Here is a 24,570-nt window from a genome sequence, read left to right as displayed (position 1 = left end):
TTTCGGGGAAAATCCTTTCAAAACTTAATTACAGCTCATTACCAATGGCTAAAAAAGCAGCCCAAAAGATTACCAAATCCATGGAAGAAACCCTCTGGGATTCGGCCAATAAACTGCGAGGAACTGTCGAAAGCTCAGAATACAAGCATGTCGTCCTCGGATTGATATTTTTGAAGTTTGCCTCGGACAAATTTGAAGAGCGAAGAGCCGAACTCATTGCCGAGGGCAAGGAAAAGTACCTGGAGATGAAGGAATTCTACAACATGAAGAATGTCTTCTTCCTCGCTCCGGAAAGCCGCTGGTCCCATGTGATGGAAAACTCCAAGCAGGATCAAATCGCCCTGATCGTGGATACAGCCCTGCATACCATCGAGAAAAACAACCCTTCCCTGAAAGGAGCCTTGCCGGACAATTACTTTTCCCGACTGGCTATGGATCCGAGCAAGTTGGCTGCCCTCCTGGACACCATCAATAATATCGATACGGTCGGAGACAAAGAAGAAGATGTAGTCGGTCGGATCTACGAATACTTCCTCGGCCGCTTTGCAGCTGCTGAGGGCAAGGGAGGCGGGGAATTCTACACGCCCAAATCCATTGTGAATCTGATCGCCGAAATGCTGGAACCCTACAAGGGAAAGATCTATGACCCCTGCTGCGGTTCGGGTGGGATGTTTGTTCAGTCCATCAAGTTTGTGCAGAGTCATCAGGGCAATACCAAGGACATTTCCATTTATGGGCAGGAGTTTACGGCGGTGACGTACAAACTCGCCAAGATGAACCTCGCCATCCGGGGCATTGCCGCCAATCTGGGCGAGGTACCTGCCAATACCTTTTTCCGGGATCAGCATCCCGACCTGAAGGCCGACTTCATCTTGGCCAATCCTCCCTTCAACCAAAGTCAGTGGAGGGAGAAAAACGAGCTGGAAGACGATCCGAGATGGTCGGGTTTCACCACTCCGCCCACCGGCAATGCCAACTATGCCTGGATGCTGCACATGCTCAGCAAGCTATCGGAAAACGGCACGGCCGGCTTTGTGATGGCCAATGGGTCCATGAGCTCCAATACCTCCGGGGAGGGAGATATCCGTCGCGAACTGGTGGAAAAGGACTTGGTGGACTGCATGATTGCACTGCCGGGGCAACTGTTTTATACCACACAGATTCCGGTTTGTCTCTGGTTTGTGACCAAAAATAAGGCCTCGACAAGCTCGGCTTCCGGCAGATCATTCAGAGATCGACGGGGAGAAACCCTCTTTATCGATGCCCGCCAACTCGGCACCATGATCGACCGCACACAGAAGGAACTGACCAAGGAGGATATTGAGCTAATTGCGTCTACCTATCACAACTGGCGAAATGCCCCCTCGATCCCAACCCCCTCGATTTCCCTGAAGGGGGAAGATGGAAACGTCATTGCGCCTGCCCGCCGTGGCGGGAGCGACGAAGGAGCGAAGCAATCTCAATCTCCTAACGAAAAAGATGGCCGCGCTCCGCTCGCCATGACGAAAGCCTACGAAGACGTACCCGGCTTCTGCAAGTCCGCCACCCTCTCCGAGATCGCAGCCAACGACTATGTCCTGACTCCGGGACGCTATGTGGGCATAGCCGAGGAAGAGGACAACGGAGAGATTTTCGAGGAAAAAATGAGCGAACTGACTGCCGCCTTCAAATCCCAATTGGCACAAGCCAAAGAACTGGATTTGGCTATTTTAGAGAATTTAAAGGGTTTGGGGTATGAGTGAGTGGATAAATACAGAGTATGGGAAAATTGCCTCAAATCTTCAAAATTCAACCTTAAAAGAGATTTGTGTTAGTAAAGATGGGATTCAAACTGGACCATTTGGAAGCCAACTTCACAAAGAAGATTATGTTATTAATGGTACTCCAATAATTACAGTTGAACATTTAGATTCAGGCTTTATTAATGGAGATAATGCACCAAGAGTTTCAAATGAGGATTTAAAAAGGTTAATTAAATATACTCTCAAAGAAGGGGATATTGTGTTTTCTAGGGTGGGATCAGTAGATCGGCGAAGCCTTGTAAGAAAGAAAGAAGAGGGCTGGATGTTTTCTGGCAGATGTCTAAGAGTTAGGGCTAATAAATCAAAAATTGACCCACAATACCTGTCATATTTTTTCGGAACTGAATCTTTTAAAAATCATATAAGAAGTATTGCTGTTGGAGCAACAATGCCTTCCATCAATACTAAAATACTAAGCGATGTAAATATTTTTTATCCTCCTCTTCCAGAGCAAAAAGCTATCGCCCATATTCTAGGTTCCTTGGATGAGAAGATCGAGCTCAACCGCCAAATGAACCAAACCTTGGAGACCATGGCCCAAGCCCTATTTAAGTCTTGGTTTGTGGACTTCGATCCGGTGTTGGATAACGCCATCGCCCAAGACAATGAAATCCCCGAGGAGCTTCAAAGGAAAGCAGCTAAAAGGAAAAAAGTCCCAACTGACAAAAAACTCCTCCACACCAATCCAAGCCTAGCAGCTCAGTTTCCAGCATCTTTTGTCTTTAATGAGACATTGGGGAAATGGATTCCTGAGGGGTGGACCAATGAACAGGTTGAATTAGTCCTAAATAGGCTAAAAGTATCTATTCGCTATAAAAAAGAAGATTTATCTCCCTTTGGGAATACACCAGTTTATGAGCAAGGTGCGAATATCCTAATGGGATACCATAATGGAAAACCAGACATAATCGCTACATCTGATGATCCGGCCTTTATTTTCGGAGATCATACATGCGTTATGAAGTTAGGAATGAAACCATTCTCAATATCAGCCAATGTTATTGCTTTAAAAGGAAAGGTTAGAAATACTATTTGGACCTATTTTTCTTTATTAGGAGTACAATCTTTTGAAGAATATAGAAGACACTGGATGGAATTAGCTGCCAAGCAAATCCCTATAGCGCCAAAAAATGTATGTAATGCCTTTGAAAGTATGGTTAAGGATCTCATTCTAAAACAAGTTGAAATACAAAATGAAATTGAAACCCTAACTCAACTTCGAGACAGGTTATTACCGGAGTTGATTAGTGGAAGGGTGAGGATTTGTTAACAAGTTTAAAAAATCAAAAAACAGTGAATCATGGAAGAGTCCATTTCTTGGCTGAATAAGAACATTATTAAACTTAGGGATTATAAAGTTCCAACTGAAATTGAAGATCCTGATGGTGAAAATTTAAGAGATCAAATAGAACCTTGGCTTACTGCTTTGTTTCAAAGTGAACACCTTGCTCTTCTTACTGGTGCAGGTATTTCTAATGCAGTACATTTTATAGCTACGGGTTCCGCTGGAGCAGGGATGTCCCAGATAAATATTTCAGTTTTTAAAAATGAAATTATAAAGAAATCCAAAGAATCATCTGAGAGGGCCGGAAGAGGATCTGACCCTAATATAGAAGATCAAATTCGCACTATTAATGATCTTATAAAAGGGCTTGATGTTTATTTATGCAATGCTTCTGAAAAAACGGACAAAGAATTCCTTGATAAATTAAAAACACTTAAGAGTGAATTAGAAGATGGTATTAAGGAATTTTCAAATAACGTATTGCAAGCTGAATCTAATATTGTAACATCCTCTAAAGATGAAGCGGCAGAGTACCTTATGAACTTCCTACTAAGCTTTGCTAGTAGGATTGCCACTCGGGAACGTTTAAACCTGTTTACCATTAATTATGATAGAGTTTTGGAGTTCGGGGCTGAATTAGCAGGATTGCATTTGATAGATCGTTTTGTAGGTAGTATTTCTCCAATCTTCCGTTCATCAAGACTTAATATTGATCTTCATTATAACCCACCTGGCATCAGAGGGGAACCAAGATATCTTGAAGGGGTAGTAAATTTTACAAAACTTCATGGATCGATTGACTGGTCTGAAAAAGATGGAGTTGTCAGAAGATTTGCGCTGCCTTACGGTGCAACTGACATCACTACCTACAATACAGATGGTGGAAGTTTAATGATTTATCCAAATTCATCAAAAGACCGTGAAACTTCAGAATATCCCTACGTGGAATTGTTCCGTGACTTTGCTGGGTCCGTGATCAGGCCAAATTCGACTGTTGTAACTTATGGCTACAGTTTTGGAGATGATCATATAAATCGTGTTTTGGTAGATATGCTTACAATTCCTTCAACACATCTTGTAATTATAGCTTTCGAAGACACCGGAGATCGTATTCAAAATTTTTACAAAAAGGCTAAACGTCCAGTCCAAATAACCCTTTTAATTGGAAATCATTTTGGCAATTTAAAGACACTTGTCGATCATTTTTTGCCTAAACCTGCAATTGATAGAACAACCTATAAGATGGCAGATCTATTAAAAGCAAGAGGAGTGACTTCTAGACCTTTAAATGAATCAGAAAAAGAGGAAAAATCTGAAGATCATGAGTAGATCTCCTATTGAAAACCACGCTGACTTACGAATTGGGGTTGTTGAATTTATAGCTCCCGATGAAATAAAGGTTCAACTTGACCTGGAAGCGCCTGATGGTATTGCTGCAAATGCTGGATTACCAAGGGAATTCCCAAGGATAAATAGTTATGTTTTAATACCGAACGAGCGTGGTCACATTGTATGCCAAGTAGAATGGATTAATATAGAACGTTCGGCTTTTCCAAAAAGAAAAGGCTATCAAGACTATGGTTTAATCGATTTGCCATTTCCAATCCGTAAAATGAAAGTGGCTCCTTTGGGCATTTTGAAAATGAATTCAAACGAGGAATTTAAATTCCAGCGTGGTGTTCATTCATTTCCTAGTATAGGCTCGCCTGTATTGATTCCTACTGATTTACAGCTTAATTCAATAGTCGAATCTGGTTCTAACAGAAGAGTATTTATAGGTACGAGCCCTTTGACTGCAAATGCAGAGGTTAAGATTGATCCAGATAGGTTGTTTGGAAGACATCTTGCTGTTTTGGGAAATACTGGAAGTGGTAAATCTTGTACAGTTGCAGGATTGATTCAATGGTCTTTGGATGCCACAATGCAAGGAGAAAATGCAAATGCACGATTTATTATTCTTGACCCTAACGGCGAATATTCCAAAGCATTTGAAGGTATTGCGAAAGTCCTTCAAGTAAGTGAAGAAGGCGAGAATTGCTTGCAAGTACCTCTCTGGCTCTGGAATAGTGAGGAATGGCGCGCATTTACTCAAGCAAAGTCAGGAGCGCAGTTACCACTCCTAAAACAAGCCTTAAGGGCTATGAGGAATGAAGAACTTCTTTTCCAGTCTGATGTAAATTTAAAAGCTAAGAAATTTATTGGCATAATTCTTCAATCTACCATTGCAAGTGAGAACAAAGGTGAGCCTTATCAGGGATTTCCACATAACAAGAATTTCACGGAAAGACTGATTACTTGGAAAAAGTCATTGGAATCTTTTGACTTGGAGGCTGAGCTTTTGAATGCTCTTATTCAGCGGATTGAAGAACTAATAAATGGCCACAAAGCTGAACAAAAAAATGGATGGGTAAACTACTTTGAGTATACAGTAGAGGATATTGAATCTCTTATAAAAGTTACAAGGGAGACATTTATGGACCTCGGGGGTAGTGATAGCGAACTTTACCCGAAAAATGAGGATATCCCCATTCCCTTTGATGGGGATGTTTTTCTAAGTTATTTAGAAGCATTGGCTCAAGAAACTGGTAATGAACAGTACTTGGAATTCCTAAACGCCAGAATTAGAACACTACTTGGGGATTCTCGGATGAATTCTATTCTTGGTGCAAGAACGGAAAGGGAACTTGACAAATGGTTAGAGAAATATCTTGGAACTGGTGAAAAGACTTCCGTTACAATTATTGACCTTTCATTAGTCCCTTCTGAAATAGTTCATATAACCACATCAGTAATTTCAAGAATAGTATTTGAAGCACTTCAACGATACAGGAAGTTAAATAAAAAAGTGCTCCCTTCTGTTTTGGTAATGGAGGAGGCACATTCCTTTATTACACGCTATAATGATAATACTGAAGGAAATAGCTCCTCCATTTGCACTAAAGCATTTGAAAAAATCGCACGAGAGGGAAGAAAATTTGGTCTAGGGTTGGTACTCTCCTCTCAACGACCTTCAGAACTATCTCCTACGGTTCTTTCCCAATGCAACTCTTACATTTTACACCGTATTAGCAATGATCGGGATCAGGAATTAGTAAGTAGGTTACTTCCAGATACTTTTCGAGGTTTACTAAGGGAACTTCCCTCATTACCATCCCAAAATGCTGTTTTACTTGGGTGGGCATCTGAATTGCCAATATTGATGAAAGTACGTGATCTACCTTTTGAACAAAGACCACAATCAGATGATCCTGATTTTTGGAATGTATGGACAAGAAAAAATGATCAGGAGGAAGATGTCATGCGTGAAGTAAATTGGAAAGAAGTTGCTGATGATTGGCAAGAAAAAGAAAGAACACCATCAGCTCCGTCCAATTCTTTGGAGGAGGAAGAGGAGGAAAGTACAGATAACCTTAATAATGATTCCGATTTGCTTGATTTAGATGATATTTTTTAAAATCTATGAAATTCACCGAATTCCAACTAGAACAGGTATTTATCTCGCTTTTGGAGGCGCAGGGCCAACCATAAATCTCAAAATGCAAGGTTGAGCATAAATCCCGCTCCAGAAATCCTATCCTTGCCGATGCTTGCTTCAAATCCGGCTATATTGATGCTTGGGGAAGAGGCACCCTTAAAATCATTGAGGCCTGTAAAGAAGCCGGTCTCCCTGACCCCGAAATCCAGGAAAAAGACGGAGGAATTCAGGTGACTTTGTTTAAAACCACAAAAGTTGGGTTGGTAGATGGGTTGGTAGATGGGTTGGCAGAAAGCCAAGAGCAGATCATAAAACTGATTGCGGAAAACCCTAAGGTCAGCAAAGTTGAAATGGCAATGAAAATAGGTATAAGTTCAACCGCAATAGATAAAAATATTGCCGTATTAAAGAAAAAAGGAGTAATTGAACGAGTAGGCAGTGACCGATCCAGATATTGGAAAATTCTGAAGTAAACCTATGAAATTCACCGAATCCCAAACGAACAGGTATTTATCTCGCTTTTGGAGGTGCAGTGCCACCCACAAACCTCTAAATGCAAGGTTGAGCATAGTCTCTGCCCCAGAAATCCTATCCTGGCCGATGCTTGCTTCAAATCCGGCTATATCGATGCTTGGGGAAGAGGCACGCTAAAAATTATCGAAGCCTGTAAAGAAGCAGGACTACCCGACCCTGAAATCCAGGAAAAAGATGGAGGAATTCAGGTGACTTTGTTTAAGCAGGAAGGTGGTACAATGGGTGGTACAAAAAGTGGTACAATGGGTGGTCAAATAGGTGGTCAAGCAGGTGGTCAAGCAGGTGGTCAAATTGGAAATTTAACCGAAAGGCAAAAAGCCGTTTTTGAACTCATTGTTGCAAACCCAAGGATTTCGAGGAAAGAACTGGCTAAAAAACTAGGAATAAATGAATCAGCAGTACAAAAGCACACGGATGCCCTCAAAAAGAAAAAAATGATTGAAAGAGAAGGGGAAACTACAGGTATGTGGATTATAATTGGGATGGAATGAAATTCACCGAATCCCAACTCGAACAGGTATTTATCTCGCTTTTGGAGGCGCAGGGTTATCCCTATGTGCCAGGAGAGGAGGTTATCCGATCCAAGGAGGAAGTTCTGATTCGGGATTGATTTTGATAGAGGTATCAGCTAGATTTAAGTTATAATGTATCATTATTTAAACATTTTATTTAATTTTGTGTCATTATTGATACATTATGGCAAATACTTCTCCTGTCCTTTTTCCAAAACTTCAGCGAATCCTCAGTGAGGTGGGCGAAAACATCAAACTGGCCCGCTTACGAAGAAAGCTCAGCAGCGAGCAGGTGGCTGAGCGCGCAGGTATCGGGCGCTCTACTTTAGTAAAAATTGAGCAGGGACATCCCGGTGTAAGCATAGGGAATTACCTGAATGTGATGCGGGTCTTGGGTCTGGAGCAGGACTTTTTGCTTTTGGCCAAGGATGATGAGCTGGGGAGGAAACTGCAAGACGCCCAACTGATCACCAAAGAGCGCGCTCCTAAAAAGAAAACTGATGGCAGGGACTAAACAACGCATTTGGGTATATGCCGATTGGGAAGGGATCGATAATCCCATGCTCATGGGGAAACTTCAGGCAGAGTTGCTTCGTGGGAAGGAAATCCTCTCTTTCGAGTACGATCCTTATTGGCTGAAAAGCCCTCATTCTCAACTTTTGGATCCGGACCTTCAGCTCTATGGAGGAAAGCAATATGTCAACACTTCCGAGAAATCCAATTTTGGGGTATTTCTCGATTCCTCTCCTGATCGCTGGGGAAGGGTACTGATGCGCAGAAGGGAGGCCGCATTGGCTCGAATAGAAGGAAGACAGGAAAGGAATTTAGTAGAATCCGACTATTTATTGGGCGTATTTGACGGACACAGAATGGGGGGATTGCGATTTAAACTAGATGCTGAAGGGCCATTTTTGAGCAATGACTCCAAGCTGGCAAGTCCTCCCTGGACTTCCATCCGAGAATTGGAGCAGATTAGTCTTCGCCTCGAGGAAGAGGATGTCTCAAATGATCCGGAATATTTGCGTTGGCTTCAAATGTTGGTTGCCCCCGGCTCCTCCCTAGGTGGAGCAAGACCAAAAGCCAGTGTGCTGGATACTGATCAAAACCTATGGATTGCAAAGTTCCCAAGTAAACAGGATGACTCAGATATCGGTGGATGGGAATGGGTAGTCCATCAGTTGGCCTTAAGTGCTGGCATACAGATGGCTGAAGGCATGGCTCAGCGTTTTTCCTCCAGTAATCATACTTTTCTTACCAAACGATTTGACAGGAGAGCAAATGGAACACGAATTCATTTTGCCTCAGCGATGACCTTGCTAGGATATAGAGATGGTCAAGATTATTTAGATGGAATTAGTTATCTTGAACTGGCAGAGTTTATTGCGAGTAGCAGCGCTTCTGTTCAAGAAGACTTGGAGGAACTCTGGCGAAGGATAGTTTTTAGCATTTGTGTTAGTAATGTGGATGACCATTTGAGAAATCATGGATTTATTTTGACCCAAGGTGGATGGAGGCTTTCGCCAGCCTATGACATCAATCCGGTTGAAACTGGTTCTGGATTGAAACTGAATATTTCAGAAAATGACAATTCCTTAAGCCTGGACTTGGCAATGGATGTCACTCCCTTTTTCAGAATCAAACCGAAAAGAGCCTTAGTGATCAAAGAAGAAATCTGCAAGGCTGTGCTTCAATGGAGAACTCTCGCCAAAAAAATTGGTATCCCCAACCAACAAATCGAACTGAAAGCCAGGGCTTTTCGGTTCGCAGAATTTAACCTATGAAATTCACCGAATCCCAACTCGAACAGGTATTTATCTCGCTTTTGGAGGCGCAAGGTTATCCCTATGTACCCGGAGAGGAGATTATTCGATCCAAGGAGGAGGTGCTGATTCGGGAGGATTTGCAGGATTTTCTTCAGGAGCAATATTCAGAAGAACGGATCACTCCCAATGAGATTTTTGGAATTATCCGGGATCTGGAAAAGTTGCCCGCCTCCGATCTCTACGAAACCAATAAAACTCTCATGCATTGGGTGCGAGATGGCTTTTTATTGAAGCGGGAAGACCGAAAGCAGAAAGACATCTACATTTCCCTGATTGACTATCAGCATCCCGAGCGGAATATTTTCAAGTTTGTCAATCAGTTGGAGATCCAGGGTTTTGAGAAGCGAATTCCCGATGGAATTCTTTATGTGAACGGCTTACCGCTGGTGGTTTTTGAATTTAAGTCTTCTATCAGGGAAGGCGTTCGCATTTATGAAGCATACAAACAACTTACTATTCGCTACAAAAAGGATATCCCTGATCTCTTTAAATACAATGCCTTTTGTGTGATCTCCGACGGGGTCAACACCAAGGGAGGAAGCTTTTTTGCCCCCTATGAATTCTTCTATGCCTGGAGGAAAATCGAAGGACTGGATAAGGAAATTGATCCCAAAACGGGAAAATCCACCCAAGTTCATGGAATAGACAGTCTCTATACCTTGGTCAAGGGCATGCTGGATAAGCATCGTCTTTTGGATATCATTCATAATTTTATCTATCTCCCGGACACTTCCAAGCGGGAGGAGAAGATCGTCTGTCGCTATCCTCAATACTACGCTGCGACCAAGCTTTTTGAAAACATCAAACTCCATCAGCATCCTCAGGGAGACGGCAAAGGAGGCACCTATTTCGGGGCCACCGGTTGCGGGAAAAGCTTCACCATGCTCTACCTGACTCGATTGCTGATGAAGAGTTTGGACTTTGCCAGTCCGACCATTGTACTGATTACCGACCGAACAGATCTGGATGAACAGCTAAGCGGGCAGTTTACCAATGCCAAGCGCTTTGTCGGGGACAATGTGATCAAGAGTGTGGGAAGCCGGGCCGAGTTGCGAGAAGAACTCAAGGGGAGAAACAGCGGAGGGGTCTTTTTGACCACCATCCATAAGTTTAATGAGGACACCGAACTCCTGACTGAGCGCAGTAATGTGATTTGCATTTCGGATGAAGCGCATCGCAGTCAGACTAATCTCGATCAGAAAATAAAGATTACTGAAAAGGGAGTAAAAAAGAGCTTTGGTTTTGCGAAGCACCTCCACGACTCCCTTCCCAATGCTACCTACGTGGGTTTTACCGGCACTCCGATCGATGCCACCATGGATGTGTTTGGGGAGATTGTGGACAGCTACACCATGACCGAGTCCGTGATGGATGAGATCACGGTGAGGATCGTCTATGAAGGAAGATCAGCCAAAGTGTTGGTGGAAAATCAAAAACTCCAAGAGATCGAGCAGTACTACAGAATGGTCGCGGAAGATGGGGGTAACGAATACCAAATAGAGGAAAGCAAACGACAGATGGCCCAAATGCGGACGATCTTGGGAGATCCAAGCCGAATCCAAGCCATAGCCGCTGACTTTGTCCAGCATTATGAGTCCCGTGTAGCGGAAGGCAGTACCCTTGCAGGTAAAGCCATGTTTGTGTGCAGCACCCGTGAGATTGCCTATCAGCTGTATCAGGAAGTTCTGGCCCTTCGACCAGAATGGGGGGAGGTTCGTATCGCGGAACCGGGAACGGAGCTTTCTGAAAAAGACCAACGGGAGCTCAAGCCTTTGGCAATGCTAAATATGGTCATGACCCGAAGCAAGGATGATAAAGAAGAACTTTGGAACTTGCTCGGGACTCAGGAATACCGAAAGGAGCTGGACAAGCAGTTTAAGAACATCAAGAGCAATTTCAAGATTGCCATAGTGGTGGATATGTGGTTGACGGGATTTGATGTGCCTTTTTTGGATACCATGTACATCGACAAGCCTTTGCAGCAGCATTCCCTAATTCAGACCATATCCAGAGTCAACCGAAAGTTTGAAGGTAAAGAAAAGGGCTTGGTCGTAGACTACATCGGCATCAAGAAGCAGATGAATTTGGCCTTAAAGCAATATTCCAAAGTAGATAGCCAGAATTTTGAGGACATTGAACAGTCCATCGTGGTGGTCAAGGATCACCTAAATCTGCTGGAAACAGTCTTTCATAAATTTGATTCCAGTAAGTACTTCGAAGGAAGTCCTTTAGAGCAGCTGAATACCCTAAACCAAGCCGCTGAATTCGTTCAGCTCACCCAGCAATTGGAGCGACGCTTCATGAATTTGGTTAAGCGGATGAAAGCTGCCTATGACATTTGCTCAGGAAGTGCGGTGTTCAGCAATGTGGAAAAGGACAGAATTCATTTCTACATCGCAGTACGTTCTATTGTTTTCAAACTGACCAAAGGAGAAGCTCCGGATACGGATCAGATGAATGCCAAGGTAAGGGAGATGATCCATGAGGCTATTATCAGTGAAGGGGTAGAGGAGATTTTCAAACTGGGAGAAGGAGACGAGAAGGAGGTAGATATTTTCGAAGCCGATTATTTGGCTAAAATCGACAAGATCAAGCTTCCCAATACCAAGATCAAATTGCTCCAAAAGTTGTTGGCCAAGGCGATTGATGCCTTCAAAAAGGTGAATCGGGTGAAGGGTATCGAGTTCTCCAAGAAGATGCAGCAGCTGGTCGAGAAGTACAATGAGCGCAAGGAAGCTGATGTTTTGAGAAGCGAGGTGTTGGAAGAGTTTACCGAGGAGATTATTGAGCTTTATTATGCGATGAAAAAGGAGAAGGATTCTTTTGCTGAGTTGGGGATTGATTTCGAGGAAAAGGCTTTTTATGATATTCTCAAGGCCTTAGCAATTAAGTATGACTTTGTCTATCCGGAGGAGAAATTGATTCATCTGGCTCAGCAGGTCAAGGATGTGGTGGACGACAAGGCCAAGTACACCGACTGGAGCAAACGGGATGATATCAAGGCTGAGTTGAAAGTGGATTTGATTATTCTACTTGCTGAGAACGATTATCCCCCAGTAGATCGGGACGAGGTCTACAAGGAGATTTTTGAGCAGGCGGAGAATTTTAAGAGGTATCAAAAAGGATAGAATATGATCAAAACAATTCATGAAAATTGGTTGAAAATTTTTAAAGAGAATTTAACTGGAGTACTAAAGGTGAAAATTATATCACCCTTTATTTCTGAGATTATGGTAAACCATTTGCTTAAGGAATTTAAAGGGGATAAAATTCAAGTAATAACAAGATACAATCTAAATGATTTTAGATCAGGTGTCTCTAGTATCAAAGCAGTTGAAAAACTTTTGAAAAATGGAGCAGAAATTAAAGGAATTCAAGGCTTGCATGCTAAGATTTATTTATTCGATTCTAATTCTGTGATTATTACTTCCGCAAATTTTACATCAGGTGGATTTTTTAATAATAGGGAATTCGGATTAATTACCAACGACTCACAAATAGTAAATAGTTCAGAATCTTATTTTAATAAATTATGGCAAATAGATCCTTTATTACTGAATAGAAATAAATTAAAGGACTGGATTCTAGAAATTAATAATTATCCACAAAAGATTAATTCTCAATTAGATAACTTAAAGGATTACGGAGCTTCGTATGTAGAGCAAGTGACGAAAGGTAGGAAATACTTCATTAAATTTTTTGGTTTAGGTAATGATAGAGCTGATATGAATACTTTGGTTGAAGACAACATTAGATACGGAGTAGCTCATTATGCTTTGTCATTTTCAAAAACGACTAATGATCGAAGACCAAATAGATACAGAGATGGAGATATCGTATTTATGGCTCAGCTTTCAAGGCACTCCCAAAATGACTATTCCATTTTTGCTAGAGCTGTAACCATAAAGCACCATAGGTTTAGGGATGTAGCTGGTCCAGAAGATTTCAAGCATCTTGATTGGATAAAAGACTGGCCTATTTTTGTAAGACTAAAAGAGGTTCAATTTATAAATGGGACATATAAAGATTGTCCAAAGATGAATGATTTAATTAATGATTTGGATTTTGAAAGTTTTGAATCAACTTCAAGAAATCATAAAAATGGTAGTGGTAACATTTCACCTAAAAGCGCATTAAGGCAAAAAGCTGATATTCAATTGAGCGAGGCAGGTGCAATTTGGCTCGAAGAAAGTTTTGAAAAAGCTATTCAAACAAAAGGCGCTATTCCTGAAGATTTCATAAATAAGTTCTATAGAGGAATTAAACTTTAATATGAATTTATCCAGCAATAATAAAACAACTCTAAAGAGCTAAAGCCCAGAAATAATTGGGGATCCTTCTTTCCCTCAACCTAAAGGTGGAGGCAATTCAAAATCTGGATTAGTATCTTTTGAATAGGAATTTGGCTTTAAAACATTCCTTCTGAAAATGATATTTTGTATAGGAATGTGGCTTTAGCCCATTCCAAAAAGTCCAAAAAACAATTGCTGGGCTTTAGCCCAAAACTTAATACCCCGCTGCCTGTCCGTCCTTGCGGGATTCGGAGGCACCTATGTAGACTTTATTGATGGCATCGAAGAGAATGGCCTGATAGCCTCCGTAAGGCCCCACGCTAAACTCTACCCGATGGCCCATTTCTTCCAGTTGGCGAATGACCTCGTAGGAAAATCCGCTTTCCAGATTGAGGGAGCCTCCATTGGTCATCTTGGACCCGGTAGGTTCTGAACTGCCATTGTGCCGCATTCGTGGCGCATCACCGGCTTCCTGCAGGTTCATGCCGAAATCAATCAGATTGACTACAATCTGGGTATGTCCCTGAGGCTGCACCGAACCTCCCATCAAGCCAAAGCTGATGTAAGGCTTGCCGTCTTTGGTGATAAAGGCCGGAATAATAGTGTGAAATGGTCTCTTTCCTTTGGCTAGCGAATTCCAGTGATTGGGGTCCTGCACATTAAACTGCTGTCCCCGGTTTTGCAGAACAAAGCCCAAGCCATCCGGCACCATTCCCGAGCCAAACTCGTCGTAAATGCTCTGGATAAAGGAAACCATATTCCCATCCTTATCAGCGACCGTCAGGTAAGTCGTATTTCCCTTTTCAATTTCTCCGGCAGGGTAGGATTGAGCGGCTTTGTTGAGATCGATCAGTTTTCTTCGTTCAGCTGCGTATTCTTTGGAAATCAGGGTTTCTACCGGAATTTGGTTGAAATCAGGGTCTGCATAGAACTTTGCCCGGTCCTCAAAAGCCAGTTTTTTGGCTTCAGTGAGTACGTGTAGGTATTCTGTGCTGCCAAAACCCATGGATTTGATATCGAAGCCTTCCAGAATATTGAGCATTTGGAGGACAGCGATGCCTTGTCCGTTGGGGGGAAGTTCCCACACGTCGTAGCCACGATAGTTGGTGCTGACGGGTTCGACCCATTCCGACCTGTGCTTTTGCAGGTCTTCGTAGCGAAGATAGCCTCCGTTTTCTTTCATGAAGCGATCGATGGTTCGGGCGATTTCTCCTTCATAAAAAGCAGATCTTCCTTCCTTGGCAATCAGGGAATAGGTTCTGCCCAAATCTGGATTTTTGAAAACCTCGCCTTTTCTCGGGGTATTTTTGCCGTTGGGCATGTAGGTTTTGCGAAAGCCAGGAATGTCCTGCATCTCCGGCCACATATGGTCCATCTGCCAGGCAATCACTTCGGTGACTGGGAATCCATTGTTTGCATAGTCAATGGCAGGCTGAAGGATTTCTTCCATCGGAAGCTTGCCAAATCGTCCGTGCATCTCAAACCAGCCATCCACACAACCCGGAACGGAAACGGGAAGCGGACCCAATAAAGGCACATTTTTCAATCCTTTTTCCTGAAAAACTTCCATGGTCAAAAGCTCAGGCGCTCGACCGCTTCCATTGAAGCCATAGAGTTTTTGCGTTTTGGCATCCCAAATGATGGCAAAGACATCTCCACCGATTCCACAGCCATTGGGTTCCACCAAGCCGAGCATGGCGTTGGCAGCGATGGCGGCATCCATAGCTGTTCCTCCTTTTTTCAAAATATCCAAAGCGACTTGAGTAGCTAGGGGTTGGGCGGTAGCGACCATTCCATTTTGGGCGATGACTTCCGAACGGGTGGCGAAAGGCTTGCCGCTGACCCGGTCTTGTGCCACAGCTAGGGAGGAAATGAATAGAAGGGTGAAAAGGAAGTAAAAACGTCTCATAGGGATAGCATTAGTAATGCGATACTAAAGCAGTCCGGGAATTGTTTCAAGGGAAAGTTTTTGAGCGGTAGGGGGAAATCAGGATTGTGCTATTTCCAAAAAGAATCAGTCAAGTAGAAAACGGTATCAATGAAATATAATATCCCATTTCTAGTTAGAACATTTTCATCATGTAAATCTTCCAAAATGATACCTAATGCAGGGCTGAAATAATCATTGTTTCGGGTATTCAGGAATCCATTAGACTCCAAAAATAATTTTACCTGATTGATATCAGTAGGTTCAGTGATTGAAACGAAATCCTGTTTAACCACCGAGAATAAAGATTTCTCTTCTTTGGTAAAACCAAGGAGTTGATAGGCTGTATCGGGAAAGAAAAAATTGTGAAGAAGAAGGTTGTAAAAGTAGTCCCTCCATGAGCTATAATAAATCCCATCATTCAGCTTAATTACGCTTTCTTCATCTTTCAAAAAAACTCGCTGTTCTGCCCCCTCACTAACGTATTTAGAAAAATCTATTTCAGAAATCCATAAGTGTTTTTCTGAAATATACTTCTCTAAATCTTTTGCTTCTTGTTCTTGGACTTGCTTTGAGATTTGAGATTTTGGGCTTGTTGCTTGGCCATAGCTAAGGTAACTGGCGGCTGCTTGGATAGCTGCTCCATGCCTAACTTGGCCCTTTCCTGAAATGATAGCTCTGATTTCATCTTTTAGGTGGTTTTGCATTTAGTCAAAGATACACCATCTGATGAACTTCGAAAAAGGTTCGACAGTTCCCTGGTTTTAACATGAGACTGACCCATAAATTCCAGCTCTAACAGAAGGTTTAATTCCTTGAACTGATAATTTAACGGGTAGATAAAGTATTAGGTCAAAAGATTTAAATCACCCTCACCAGAAGTCGCTCACAGACCTTTTCACTGAGGGTTTCACTCGGATGATTTTCGTAGCTGATGATCATGCTCTGGTCATAGGCTTCCCGAGAATGGATTTTTAAATGAAGGCCAAGCTTTAAGGAACGACCGTTTAAGAATTCCAAGAATTCGGTAGAAGAGTTGGTCAAAGCAGTGAGCTGTACCTCCTGATCCACCTTGCAGGCTGAAAGAGGTTGGTAGGAAAATTCCTGCATTCGACCTTGAGCATCAGGAATAGGCGATCCATGTGGGTCGATGGTAGGGAAACCCAGCATTTCATCCATTCGCTCGAAGAATTTTGGGGCATGAATATGCTCGATCTGTTCAGCTACTTCGTGGACTTCCTCCCAGCCAAAGCCCATCTTTTTGACCAAAAACATTTCGGTCAGTCGATGCTTTCGGATTACCAAAGCTGCCGCCTTTTTTCCCTCTTTGGTCAGGACTACCGGCTTGTATTTTTCATAGACCACCCAACCTTGTTTTTGGAGGTTCTTGACCATGCTGTTGGCTGTGGGCATGGACACATGGAGATTTTGTGCCAAATCGGAAATGCTGACTTCTCCCTGCTCATTGGCCAGGTTGAATAGGGATTTGAGGTAATTCTCTTCTGTCGAAGATGCCATGGATTGGGTTTTTCTTCAAAAATCGAAAATTTATTTAGAAAACAAATTTGTTAGAATAATCTAAGTATGTAATTTTGGTCTTCTAAATTTAAAATTCGAGATTAATTTTCTTTAAATGCAATAATGTTGCATTTTTGAAAAAATAACAGAGATGAGAAAGCTTGCCTTGGTATTTGGATTGATTTTAGGCTTTGTTACTGGCTCATTTGGCCAAAATTCCTTGCTATCCGGTCAGGTGATTGCAGATGGCAAGCCTTTGCCTTATGCTACACTTTTGGTGAAAGAGACAGGGAAAGGTACAGTTTCTGACGAGGAGGGGAGATTTATTCTCGATTTGGAATCTCCCGGTCAGTACTTGTTGCAAGTCAGCTATTTAGGAAAAAAGGCCTTGGAGCAAAGTATAGATGTGCCGAGTGGCGGGAAGGAAATGACTTTGAATGTCAATGGGGTAGAAGCCCTTTTGGATGAAGTGGTGGTCAGTGGTACGCTTCAGGAGATTTCCCGAAAAGACAGTCCCGTGCCGGTGGAAGTGTACAAGAGCTCCTTTTTTCAGGCCAACCGCAGTCCTTCTCTTTTCGAATCCTTCCAAAATATCAACGGGGTCAGACCACAAGTCAATTGCAGTATTTGCTACACCGGTGATATTCAGATCAACGGATTGGAGGGACCTTACACCATGATTCTGATTGATGGAATGCCCTTGGTCAGTGGTTTGGGTACAGTCTATGGGCTTTCCGGCATTCCCCAATCTCTGATCGATCGCATCGAGGTGGTCAAAGGGCCTGCATCTACGCTTTATGGTTCGGAGGCTGTTGCCGGATTGATCAATATTATCACCAAGCGACCGGAAAATGCTCCCTTAGTGTCTGCAGATGCAATGGGAACTACCTGGGGAGAGTTGAATCTGGATCTAGGGATTCGGTCCTCATTTGGTGAAAAGGTCCAGTCCCTGACGGGAATCAATGCCTTTCACTACGACAATCCTATTGACAATAATGGGGATGGCTTAACTGACCTGACTTTGCAGGAGCGGTTTTCAGTTTTCCAGAAGTTTCAGATTCAGCAGCGAAATGGAAAAACCCTTTCCTTGGCCGGAAGGTACATTCAGGAAGACCGATGGGGAGGACAGCTCAACTGGACTCCGGCAGACCGGGGAGGGGATGAAGTTTACGGAGAGAGTATCCGCACCCGTCGTTGGGAGCTTTTTGGAAATTACCAATTGCCTGTGAAGGAAGAAATCAATCTACAGGTCTCTGCCAATGGACATAAACAGGATTCCTACTACGGGGACATGTTTTATCTGGCAGATCAGCGGATCGGTTTTGGCCAGCTGACTTGGAACAAGACCTTGGGCAAAAACCAATTGTTAACAGGCCTGGCGTATCGGTATACCTACTATGACGACAATACTCCAGCCACAGCGGAATCGGGAGGAATAGGGAACAATCCTTCTCAGATTCATTTGCCCGGGTTTTTTGCCCAGAATGAGTTCAAATTCAAGACCAATCAAAGTCTCTTGGCAGGGCTTCGCTACGACTACAATTCTGTCCATGGAGGGATTTGGTCCCCGAGGATCAATTACAAGCTGAGTTCCAAAGATAAATCCTTGATCTGGAGGACATCTGTAGGCAACGGCTTCCGGGTGGCTAATGTCTTTACCGAAGACCATGCTGCTTTGACAGGAGCCCGTCAGGTGGTTTTTGAGGAGGATTTGGACCCGGAAAGAAGCTGGAATGTAAATACCAACTTGGTCAAAAAGATTTATACTGATCAGGGGAATTACTTCAGCTGGGATGCCTCTGCATTTTTCACCCAATTCTCCAACAAGATCATCCCTGACTACGAAACTAATCCCAATCAGATCATCTATGCCAATCTTGAGGGGACTTCCAGAAGCCAAGGGCTCAGTTTGAGTTTTGATGCCCTTTGGGCCAACGGACTGAAAGTTCTTTCTGGAGTAACTTTGATGGATGTTTCCTTTACAGAAAACGGGGTGAGAGAGAGGCAATTACTTACGGAGAGATTCTCGGGGGTCTGGACCATAGGATATCATTTCCATCCCTTGGAATTGACTATTGACTACACAGGAAATGTGTATGGACCGATGCGATTGCCGCTTTTGGGAGAGTTGGACGACCGTCCGGAATATTCTCCTTGGTGGAGCCTGCAGAATATTCAGGTTACCAAAAGCTTTGGGAAGAAATGGGAAGTCTACGGTGGGGTGAAAAACCTGCTCAACTATACCCCTCCGGCCAACAGTATTGCCCGAGCCTTTGATCCATTTGATCGGGGAGTGGTATTTGATGATGCAGGACAGGCTATACCTACTCCTGACAATCCCAATGCCTTGACCTTTGATCCTTCCTATATGTTTGCACCGAATCAGGGGATTAGAGGGTTTTTGGGAATCAGGTTGACCGTCAATTAATAATTATCAATAAAATAGGCAGGGAGTTTAGTAAGCAGCCTGAAAATTAATTTTTACTATTTTTCATTCTCCTGATTGAAATTGGGTTCTTTGTTGAGAACAATACATCCTTTCTTCAGGGCTATGAGAAAGATTAGCTATTTCATTTTTCTGCTTCTTTTGGCCGTAGTTGCTTGCAATCAGGAAGAAGTTCCTGTGATTGATGATTTTAATTATCAGGGTTCCATTTCCAAGGAGTTTTTCCCTTATCAGATCAGGTATTTTAGTCCAGGGCCTTTGGCATCTGGTATTGAAACAGTCACCGGATTTTTTGGAGAGGTTCCTATAGAAGCTGGTGTTACTGAAAAAAATGAAGTTGTTTTCAAAGTGCCTGACCTCCCTCCGGGAAAGTATCAGCTAAAGTTGGACTTACAGAAAGAAATCAGAGTGTGGGATGTGACTCTAGTTGAAAATTCCATATCTCCGGAGGCAATAGCGGGTTTTTGGTCCAATTATTTTGAAGGAAGTGCCCAAATAAAGGATAGCCTTAGCCAAAATCCTACCTATCAGTATTTTCTGGAGGATGTCCAAAAATGGTCTGATCATTTCCTTTCCCAATATTCAAACCTTTCCTCCAAAGAAAGAAATGAATTGATTTACCTGATCTATCAAAATGGGTTTGAAAAGTTTGTTCCTTTTAGCCTTCAGGCAGAAGGGGAATTTGAAAACTGTCTTGATGAAAAATTCACCCTATTCCAACTCAATACTTTTGAACAAGACTGGGAACTGAATCAGCTTAAAGCAAGGATTGCTTTTTTGCCAAAATCAACTTTCAATGACGCGTTTTTATCATTTCTCGGAGACTTGATTTTGAGAAATTTATTGGTTCAGGAATTTTTAGGATCCCAAATTTTCATTTGTAAGATAGTTAAGGAAGTGGATTTGAAGTCCAAATTTGGTGTGTTGGGGACTGATCCTCTGCTATTTAATTCCGGGAATTCGCTTGCATTGGAATTGACCGGAGGGTTTTCACCTCTTCGTGCCTTGGATGGAAGTGAAAGCCTCAATGGATTGGGGGCGAAGGTTAGCTACATTAAATCGATAAAAAATCAGAATTCATCCAACCGGGACCTTATTTTTTCAATTCAGCAAGAAAGGAACTTGGAATTACCCACATTCTCTTTTATCACTTATTACGATTTCCCGCTTACCAATTTTATTGAAAAAAGAGCCTTGACTGAATTTGAGTTTGAGGTTCAGTCCATTTCCAATCCAGGAGTGAGTTATTCAAAAGGTGAAATAGTTGATGGAAAATTGTATTTGGCCTTTTCTAAGTTGGGAGAGGGCACACAGGAATTTGACTTTGTTTTGGATATCCATTTCGATGGATTCCAAGTTTCAAGAACTATTAAAGGAATTGTGGTTGATGAATCAGAATTGATTCTGGATTTGTTTTTTGACTCGGGGACAGCCTTTCTTCAGGTTTTTTCCGGAATGGCACCTCTCATGATAGAATGGAGCAATGGAATTATCAACGAAACCCAAGCGACTTTTAATTCGGGAAATCATTCAGTAATAGTAAGAGGAGGCGGTGAGGAAATAGTGCTTGAATTTTTTGTTCCAGAATTCGGTGAAGTCATGGATAGGGAAGGGAATGAGTACACAACCGTTAAAATAGGAGACCGCTGGTGGATGGCCGAAAACCTTCGAAATACCATTCGGATTGATGGGAGGCCAGTGCCAAGGAGATCGGATTGGCCCGCTCCGAATCCCAATAGCCCACAAAATTTCGACTTTGCTTCCTATTCACCCTATATTAATGATTCGGAATTTGAGAGAAATTATGGCTACCTCTATAACCTTCATGCTTTGCCGGGATGCCTCTGTCCGGACGGATGGGAAATCCCAACTACAGAGGATTTTGAAGCCTTGGCAAGAGAACTTGGTGGAGCTTTTGAAGCTGGCAAAATGCTCAAAAAAAGAGGCAGCTGGGAGGAGTCTTATCCCTATTCTTCGAATGAGTCAGGGTTTAATGCAAGAGCGGGAGGATTGAAAAATCAGTTTGGTTCCTTTGAAAGTTTAGGTGTTTTTACCGGATGGTGGGCCAGGAATTCTGCTAACGATGATTTATTGCCTAATACCATTGCCCTCTTGGAAGCCGGAACGAGTTCCCTTCAAATCAGTCTTCGATCCAGTTTCTTTTTTGAAGGCCATTATATCCGGTGCATTAAAAAAGAATAAGTCTTTGGAGCAAAAAAAGCCCACGTTCAAATCAAACGCGGGCTTTTTTTGCTTAAGGCTGGTTTTATTCTTCTTTAGCCGCTGGAGCAGCACTCATCTTTTTCACCAAATCCCCATCTTTCAGCTGCTTGGAAACGATAAAATAAGGACCTGAAATAACTTCTTCACCTTCTTTGATTCCTTCCAGAATTTCGATGTTTTCGTAGTCGGAGATTCCTGTCTTCACTACTCGCTGCACAGCTTTTCCGTTTTCATGTACAAATACAAGCTCCTTCACTTTGGTAGTACCTCCGGCCAAGGTATCTACTACGTTGTCTCTGGTGGTTACAGAAGCCAATGGGATCGAAAGGACATTGTCCTTGGACGTCGTCAAAATCTCCACAGATGCAGTCATTCCTGGTCGGAAAGGGTAGCGGTTGCCCGCTTTGACCAAGTCCTCATAGGAGCTGTTCAGGATTCTTATTTTCACTTTAAATTCTGTCACTGCATCGGCAGAAGCTTTGGTATTGGCTGTATTGGCAATACTGGTGACGATTCCTTTGAATTTTTTTCCTGTAGAGGAGTAGGCATCCACGTCGATAATGGTCGTGTCACCCAAAGACAATCGGATGATATCATTTTCATTCACATCCACTCGCACTTCCATTTTGGAAAGGTCTGCAATGGTCATCATTTCAGTACCTGCCATCTGCTGAGTACCTACCACACGTTCCCCTTTTTCTACCAAAAGGCTGGATACAATCCCTGAAACGGGAGAATTTACGTTGGTCAATCTGAGGTTTTCAGCAGCTTCGTTAACGGAGGCTTGAGAACTTTTGATGATGAATTCGGCCGCTACCACATTCTGCTTGGCTGCTTCCAAGTCATTTTTTGCTGAAAGGAAGTTGGCTTGAGCAGTTTCAAAATCTGCATCAGAAATAGCCTTCGAAGCATAAAGTGCTTTTTGTCTTTCGAAGTTTAGCTCAGCTTGTGTGTATTGAGCCTCAGATCGCTGAAGGGTAGCTTTGGATTGGGCCAAATTTGCCATCTGCTGATTGAGGTTTGCTCGGCTTCTTTCCAGTGCGGAGACGAAGTTGTCAGGGCGGATTTTGACCAAAAGCTTTCCCGCTTCCACGGAATCGCCTTCTTGTACATTCAGCTCGATGATTTCACCGGCTACGTCAGGAGATAGCTTGACTTCTACTTCAGGCTGTATTTCTCCTGAGGCACTCACTTTTTCCACGATGGAGGTCTTTTTGGCGGTAGCAAATTCCACTTCGGTTTCTTTTGCTCCCCCAATCCATCCGGCAGATCGCCCGATGACTGCGAAAAGAATAATCAGGACAACAGCTCCTAGGAGGTAATACAATAGTTTGTTGGACTTTTTATTAGCCATGGTTTAGTTTAAGTTAATGGGGTTACCGATATAGAAATCAAGTACTTTAATTCTGAAAATGTAAGTGTATTTAGCATTGAGCAAGTCTGCTTGGGCATTAAACAGGTTGTTTTGAGCTACCTGAAAATCCACAGAGTTGATCGCGCCCAAATCAAATCTCTGCTGAGCGATACGGAAAGTTTCCTCCAGGCTTTTTACCCGAACTAGAGAAGCTTCATAGGATTGCTCAGCTGCTAGAGCTTGGTTGTAAGCGGTTTCGATGTCTTGACGAAGTTGGTTTTTGGCCTGCTGATTATCTACTTCAGCCAAAGCCTTTTGAGCTCTGGCTCGCTGTACTGCCGCCCGGTTGTTGAAATTGGTGAAAATCGGTATGTTCAGCTGCAAATTGGCAGACTGGGAAAGGTTTCGTTCGACCTGATCACCAAAGCTTGGAATTTCAGTCTGGCCAAATCCCGGCTGGTCTACATAGTTGGAGAATACGTTTGCTCCGAGACCCAAAGTAGGGTAGAAGGCACCTTTGGCGATTTTCACGCCATATTCTGCGCTTTCAATACTTGCCTCACTGGCTTTGATCTCGGGCATGATGTTGATCGCGATTTCATAAATTTTTGCGGGATCGTTGGTCGCCAAATCGTAAGCCGTAACCTCAAATTCAGGCTCGATTACATCAAAGTCTTCTGAAAATGGAATCTGCATGGCCTGCGCAAGCGCAAGTTTTGCTTGTCTTAGATTGTTTTTGGCATTGATTAACTCCAGTTGGTTGGTGGCATTTTGTGACTGAAGATCCAATTGGTCAGAGATGGGAAGAGATCCTGCATTGACCAGTTTGGTAGTTCTTTCCAGCTGCTCTGAGGTAGATTTCAATTGGTTTTCAGCAATTTTTACCTGCTCTCGGTTGAAAACCACATTGATAAACTGATTGATGATATCCAAAGTAACCTGATTGGTTGTTGCCTGTAGGTTGAATTCCCCTGATTCTAGGTCTTTTCTTGCTTGGGCTACCGAATTGTTGATTCTCATCCCTCCAAATACCGTCACATTGGAATTGGCAAACAGGTTAATGTTTCCGATTCGGTTGTTTTCGAAGAGGTTGGTTACCGGGTTGATAGAACGACCCCATCGATACCCTGAACTTGCTCCCATGGAAAAGCTGGGGATCCTTTGCCCTTGATTTTGGAGCAAAGTGGCTTCAGTAATTTCCTGATTGAGCCGGGTACGCTGGAGGGTTAGGTTATTTTCCAATGCGATATCCACACAGGTCTGAAGGTCAAATGGACCACGTGGAATTTCATCTTGAGAAAAAGCCTGGAAAAAGGCTCCTGTGGTCAGTAAAAAGAATAAGAACAACTTTTTCATTCGGTTGGACAGTTGGTTTATGT

At 42.9% G+C, this 24,570-nt stretch carries 18 protein-coding genes and 2 pseudogenes; 15 read left to right on the top strand and 5 right to left on the bottom strand.

The window, feature by feature from the left end:
• Nucleotides 1–44 precede the first annotated feature (44 nt).
• From AAA938_RS13425 to AAA938_RS13365, 13 genes and pseudogenes are all read left to right on the top strand, one after another.
• Complete coding sequence (locus tag AAA938_RS13425; RefSeq protein WP_338229254.1) at nucleotides 45–1,742, top strand: class I SAM-dependent DNA methyltransferase; 1,698 nt, start codon at nucleotides 45–47, stop codon at nucleotides 1,740–1,742.
• On the top strand, nucleotides 1,735–3,072 hold the full coding sequence (locus tag AAA938_RS13420) for a restriction endonuclease subunit S (RefSeq protein ID WP_338229253.1): 1,338 nt from the start codon (nucleotides 1,735–1,737) through the stop codon (nucleotides 3,070–3,072). Before AAA938_RS13425 ends, AAA938_RS13420 begins: the two co-directional genes overlap by 8 nt.
• Nucleotides 3,073–3,102: 30 nt before the next feature.
• Nucleotides 3,103–4,416: an SIR2 family protein gene (locus AAA938_RS13415; protein ID WP_338229252.1), complete on the top strand. Its 1,314-nt coding sequence runs from the start codon at nucleotides 3,103–3,105 to the stop codon at nucleotides 4,414–4,416.
• Nucleotides 4,409–6,541, top strand: a complete 2,133-nt coding sequence (locus AAA938_RS13410; RefSeq protein WP_338229251.1) for an ATP-binding protein — start codon at nucleotides 4,409–4,411, stop codon at nucleotides 6,539–6,541. The genes AAA938_RS13415 and AAA938_RS13410 overlap by 8 nt, the downstream gene beginning before the upstream one ends.
• Nucleotides 6,542–6,615: 74 nt before the next feature.
• A pseudogene (locus tag AAA938_RS13405) lies at nucleotides 6,616–6,741 on the top strand (ATP-binding protein); the annotation flags it as partial.
• Nucleotides 6,742–6,798: 57 nt separating this feature from the next.
• Complete coding sequence (locus AAA938_RS13400; protein ID WP_338229250.1) at nucleotides 6,799–7,035, top strand: winged helix-turn-helix transcriptional regulator; 237 nt, start codon at nucleotides 6,799–6,801, stop codon at nucleotides 7,033–7,035.
• Between the two features lie 54 nt (nucleotides 7,036–7,089).
• Nucleotides 7,090–7,233 (top strand): annotated as a pseudogene (locus tag AAA938_RS13395) (hypothetical protein); the annotation flags it as partial.
• 57 nt (nucleotides 7,234–7,290) lie between these two features.
• Complete coding sequence (locus AAA938_RS13390; RefSeq protein ID WP_338229317.1) at nucleotides 7,291–7,587, top strand: winged helix-turn-helix transcriptional regulator; 297 nt, start codon at nucleotides 7,291–7,293, stop codon at nucleotides 7,585–7,587.
• The gene (locus tag AAA938_RS13385; RefSeq protein WP_338229249.1) at nucleotides 7,584–7,706 is read left to right on the top strand and encodes a hypothetical protein; all 123 of its coding nucleotides are present in this window, start codon (nucleotides 7,584–7,586) and stop codon (nucleotides 7,704–7,706) included. The genes AAA938_RS13390 and AAA938_RS13385 overlap by 4 nt, the downstream gene beginning before the upstream one ends.
• A gap of 86 nt (nucleotides 7,707–7,792) precedes the next feature.
• Entirely contained in the window at nucleotides 7,793–8,122 is a 330-nt protein-coding gene (locus AAA938_RS13380; protein ID WP_338229248.1) for a helix-turn-helix domain-containing protein, read from the top strand.
• On the top strand, nucleotides 8,109–9,389 hold the full coding sequence (locus AAA938_RS13375; protein ID WP_338229247.1) for a type II toxin-antitoxin system HipA family toxin: 1,281 nt from the start codon (nucleotides 8,109–8,111) through the stop codon (nucleotides 9,387–9,389). Before AAA938_RS13380 ends, AAA938_RS13375 begins: the two co-directional genes overlap by 14 nt.
• Complete coding sequence (locus tag AAA938_RS13370; protein WP_338229246.1) at nucleotides 9,386–12,559, top strand: type I restriction endonuclease subunit R; 3,174 nt, start codon at nucleotides 9,386–9,388, stop codon at nucleotides 12,557–12,559. Before AAA938_RS13375 ends, AAA938_RS13370 begins: the two co-directional genes overlap by 4 nt.
• 3 nt (nucleotides 12,560–12,562) lie before the next feature.
• On the top strand, nucleotides 12,563–13,702 hold the full coding sequence (locus AAA938_RS13365; protein ID WP_338229245.1) for a phospholipase D family protein: 1,140 nt from the start codon (nucleotides 12,563–12,565) through the stop codon (nucleotides 13,700–13,702).
• Nucleotides 13,703–13,937: 235 nt separating this feature from the next.
• On the opposite strand, the gene ggt is transcribed toward AAA938_RS13365, so the two are convergent.
• The 3 genes from ggt to AAA938_RS13350 all read right to left on the bottom strand — a co-directional run bounded on the left by ggt (nucleotide 13,938) and on the right by AAA938_RS13350 (nucleotide 17,168).
• Nucleotides 13,938–15,632 (bottom strand): gamma-glutamyltransferase, encoded by a 1,695-nt coding sequence (gene ggt / locus AAA938_RS13360; protein WP_338229244.1) that lies wholly within the window; start codon nucleotides 15,630–15,632, stop codon nucleotides 13,938–13,940.
• A gap of 89 nt (nucleotides 15,633–15,721) precedes the next feature.
• Nucleotides 15,722–16,357, bottom strand: coding sequence for a putative polyvalent protein kinase domain-containing protein (locus AAA938_RS13355; RefSeq protein ID WP_338229243.1), 636 nt, complete (start codon nucleotides 16,355–16,357; stop codon nucleotides 15,722–15,724).
• 154 nt (nucleotides 16,358–16,511) lie between these two features.
• Entirely contained in the window at nucleotides 16,512–17,168 is a 657-nt protein-coding gene (locus AAA938_RS13350; RefSeq protein WP_338229242.1) for a metal-dependent transcriptional regulator, read from the bottom strand.
• A gap of 151 nt (nucleotides 17,169–17,319) precedes the next feature.
• On the opposite strand from AAA938_RS13350, the gene AAA938_RS13345 reads away from it, so the two are divergent.
• Together AAA938_RS13345 and AAA938_RS13340 are read left to right on the top strand one after the other, a co-directional pair.
• Nucleotides 17,320–19,596, top strand: a complete 2,277-nt coding sequence (locus tag AAA938_RS13345; RefSeq protein ID WP_338229241.1) for a TonB-dependent receptor — start codon at nucleotides 17,320–17,322, stop codon at nucleotides 19,594–19,596.
• A 123-nt stretch (nucleotides 19,597–19,719) separates the two neighbouring features.
• A complete protein-coding gene (locus tag AAA938_RS13340; protein WP_338229240.1) occupies nucleotides 19,720–21,816 on the top strand; it encodes a fibrobacter succinogenes major paralogous domain-containing protein in 2,097 nt (698 codons plus the stop codon).
• A gap of 64 nt (nucleotides 21,817–21,880) precedes the next feature.
• On the opposite strand, the gene AAA938_RS13335 is transcribed toward AAA938_RS13340, so the two are convergent.
• Together AAA938_RS13335 and AAA938_RS13330 are read right to left on the bottom strand one after the other, a co-directional pair.
• Nucleotides 21,881–23,191 carry an efflux RND transporter periplasmic adaptor subunit gene (locus AAA938_RS13335; protein ID WP_338229239.1) on the bottom strand — a complete coding sequence of 437 codons (1,311 nt, stop codon included), beginning with the start codon at nucleotides 23,189–23,191 and terminating at the stop codon, nucleotides 21,881–21,883.
• 3 nt (nucleotides 23,192–23,194) lie between these two features.
• On the bottom strand, nucleotides 23,195–24,547 hold the full coding sequence (locus tag AAA938_RS13330; RefSeq protein ID WP_338229238.1) for a TolC family protein: 1,353 nt from the start codon (nucleotides 24,545–24,547) through the stop codon (nucleotides 23,195–23,197).
• Between the last annotated feature and the right edge of the window lie 23 nt (nucleotides 24,548–24,570).

The organism is Algoriphagus taiwanensis, assembly GCF_036245645.1.
Classification (GTDB): Bacteria; Bacteroidota; Bacteroidia; order Cytophagales; family Cyclobacteriaceae; genus Algoriphagus; species Algoriphagus taiwanensis.
Note: the sequence above shows the minus strand (reverse complement) of the source record. Positions and strands in the feature narration are given on the sequence as shown.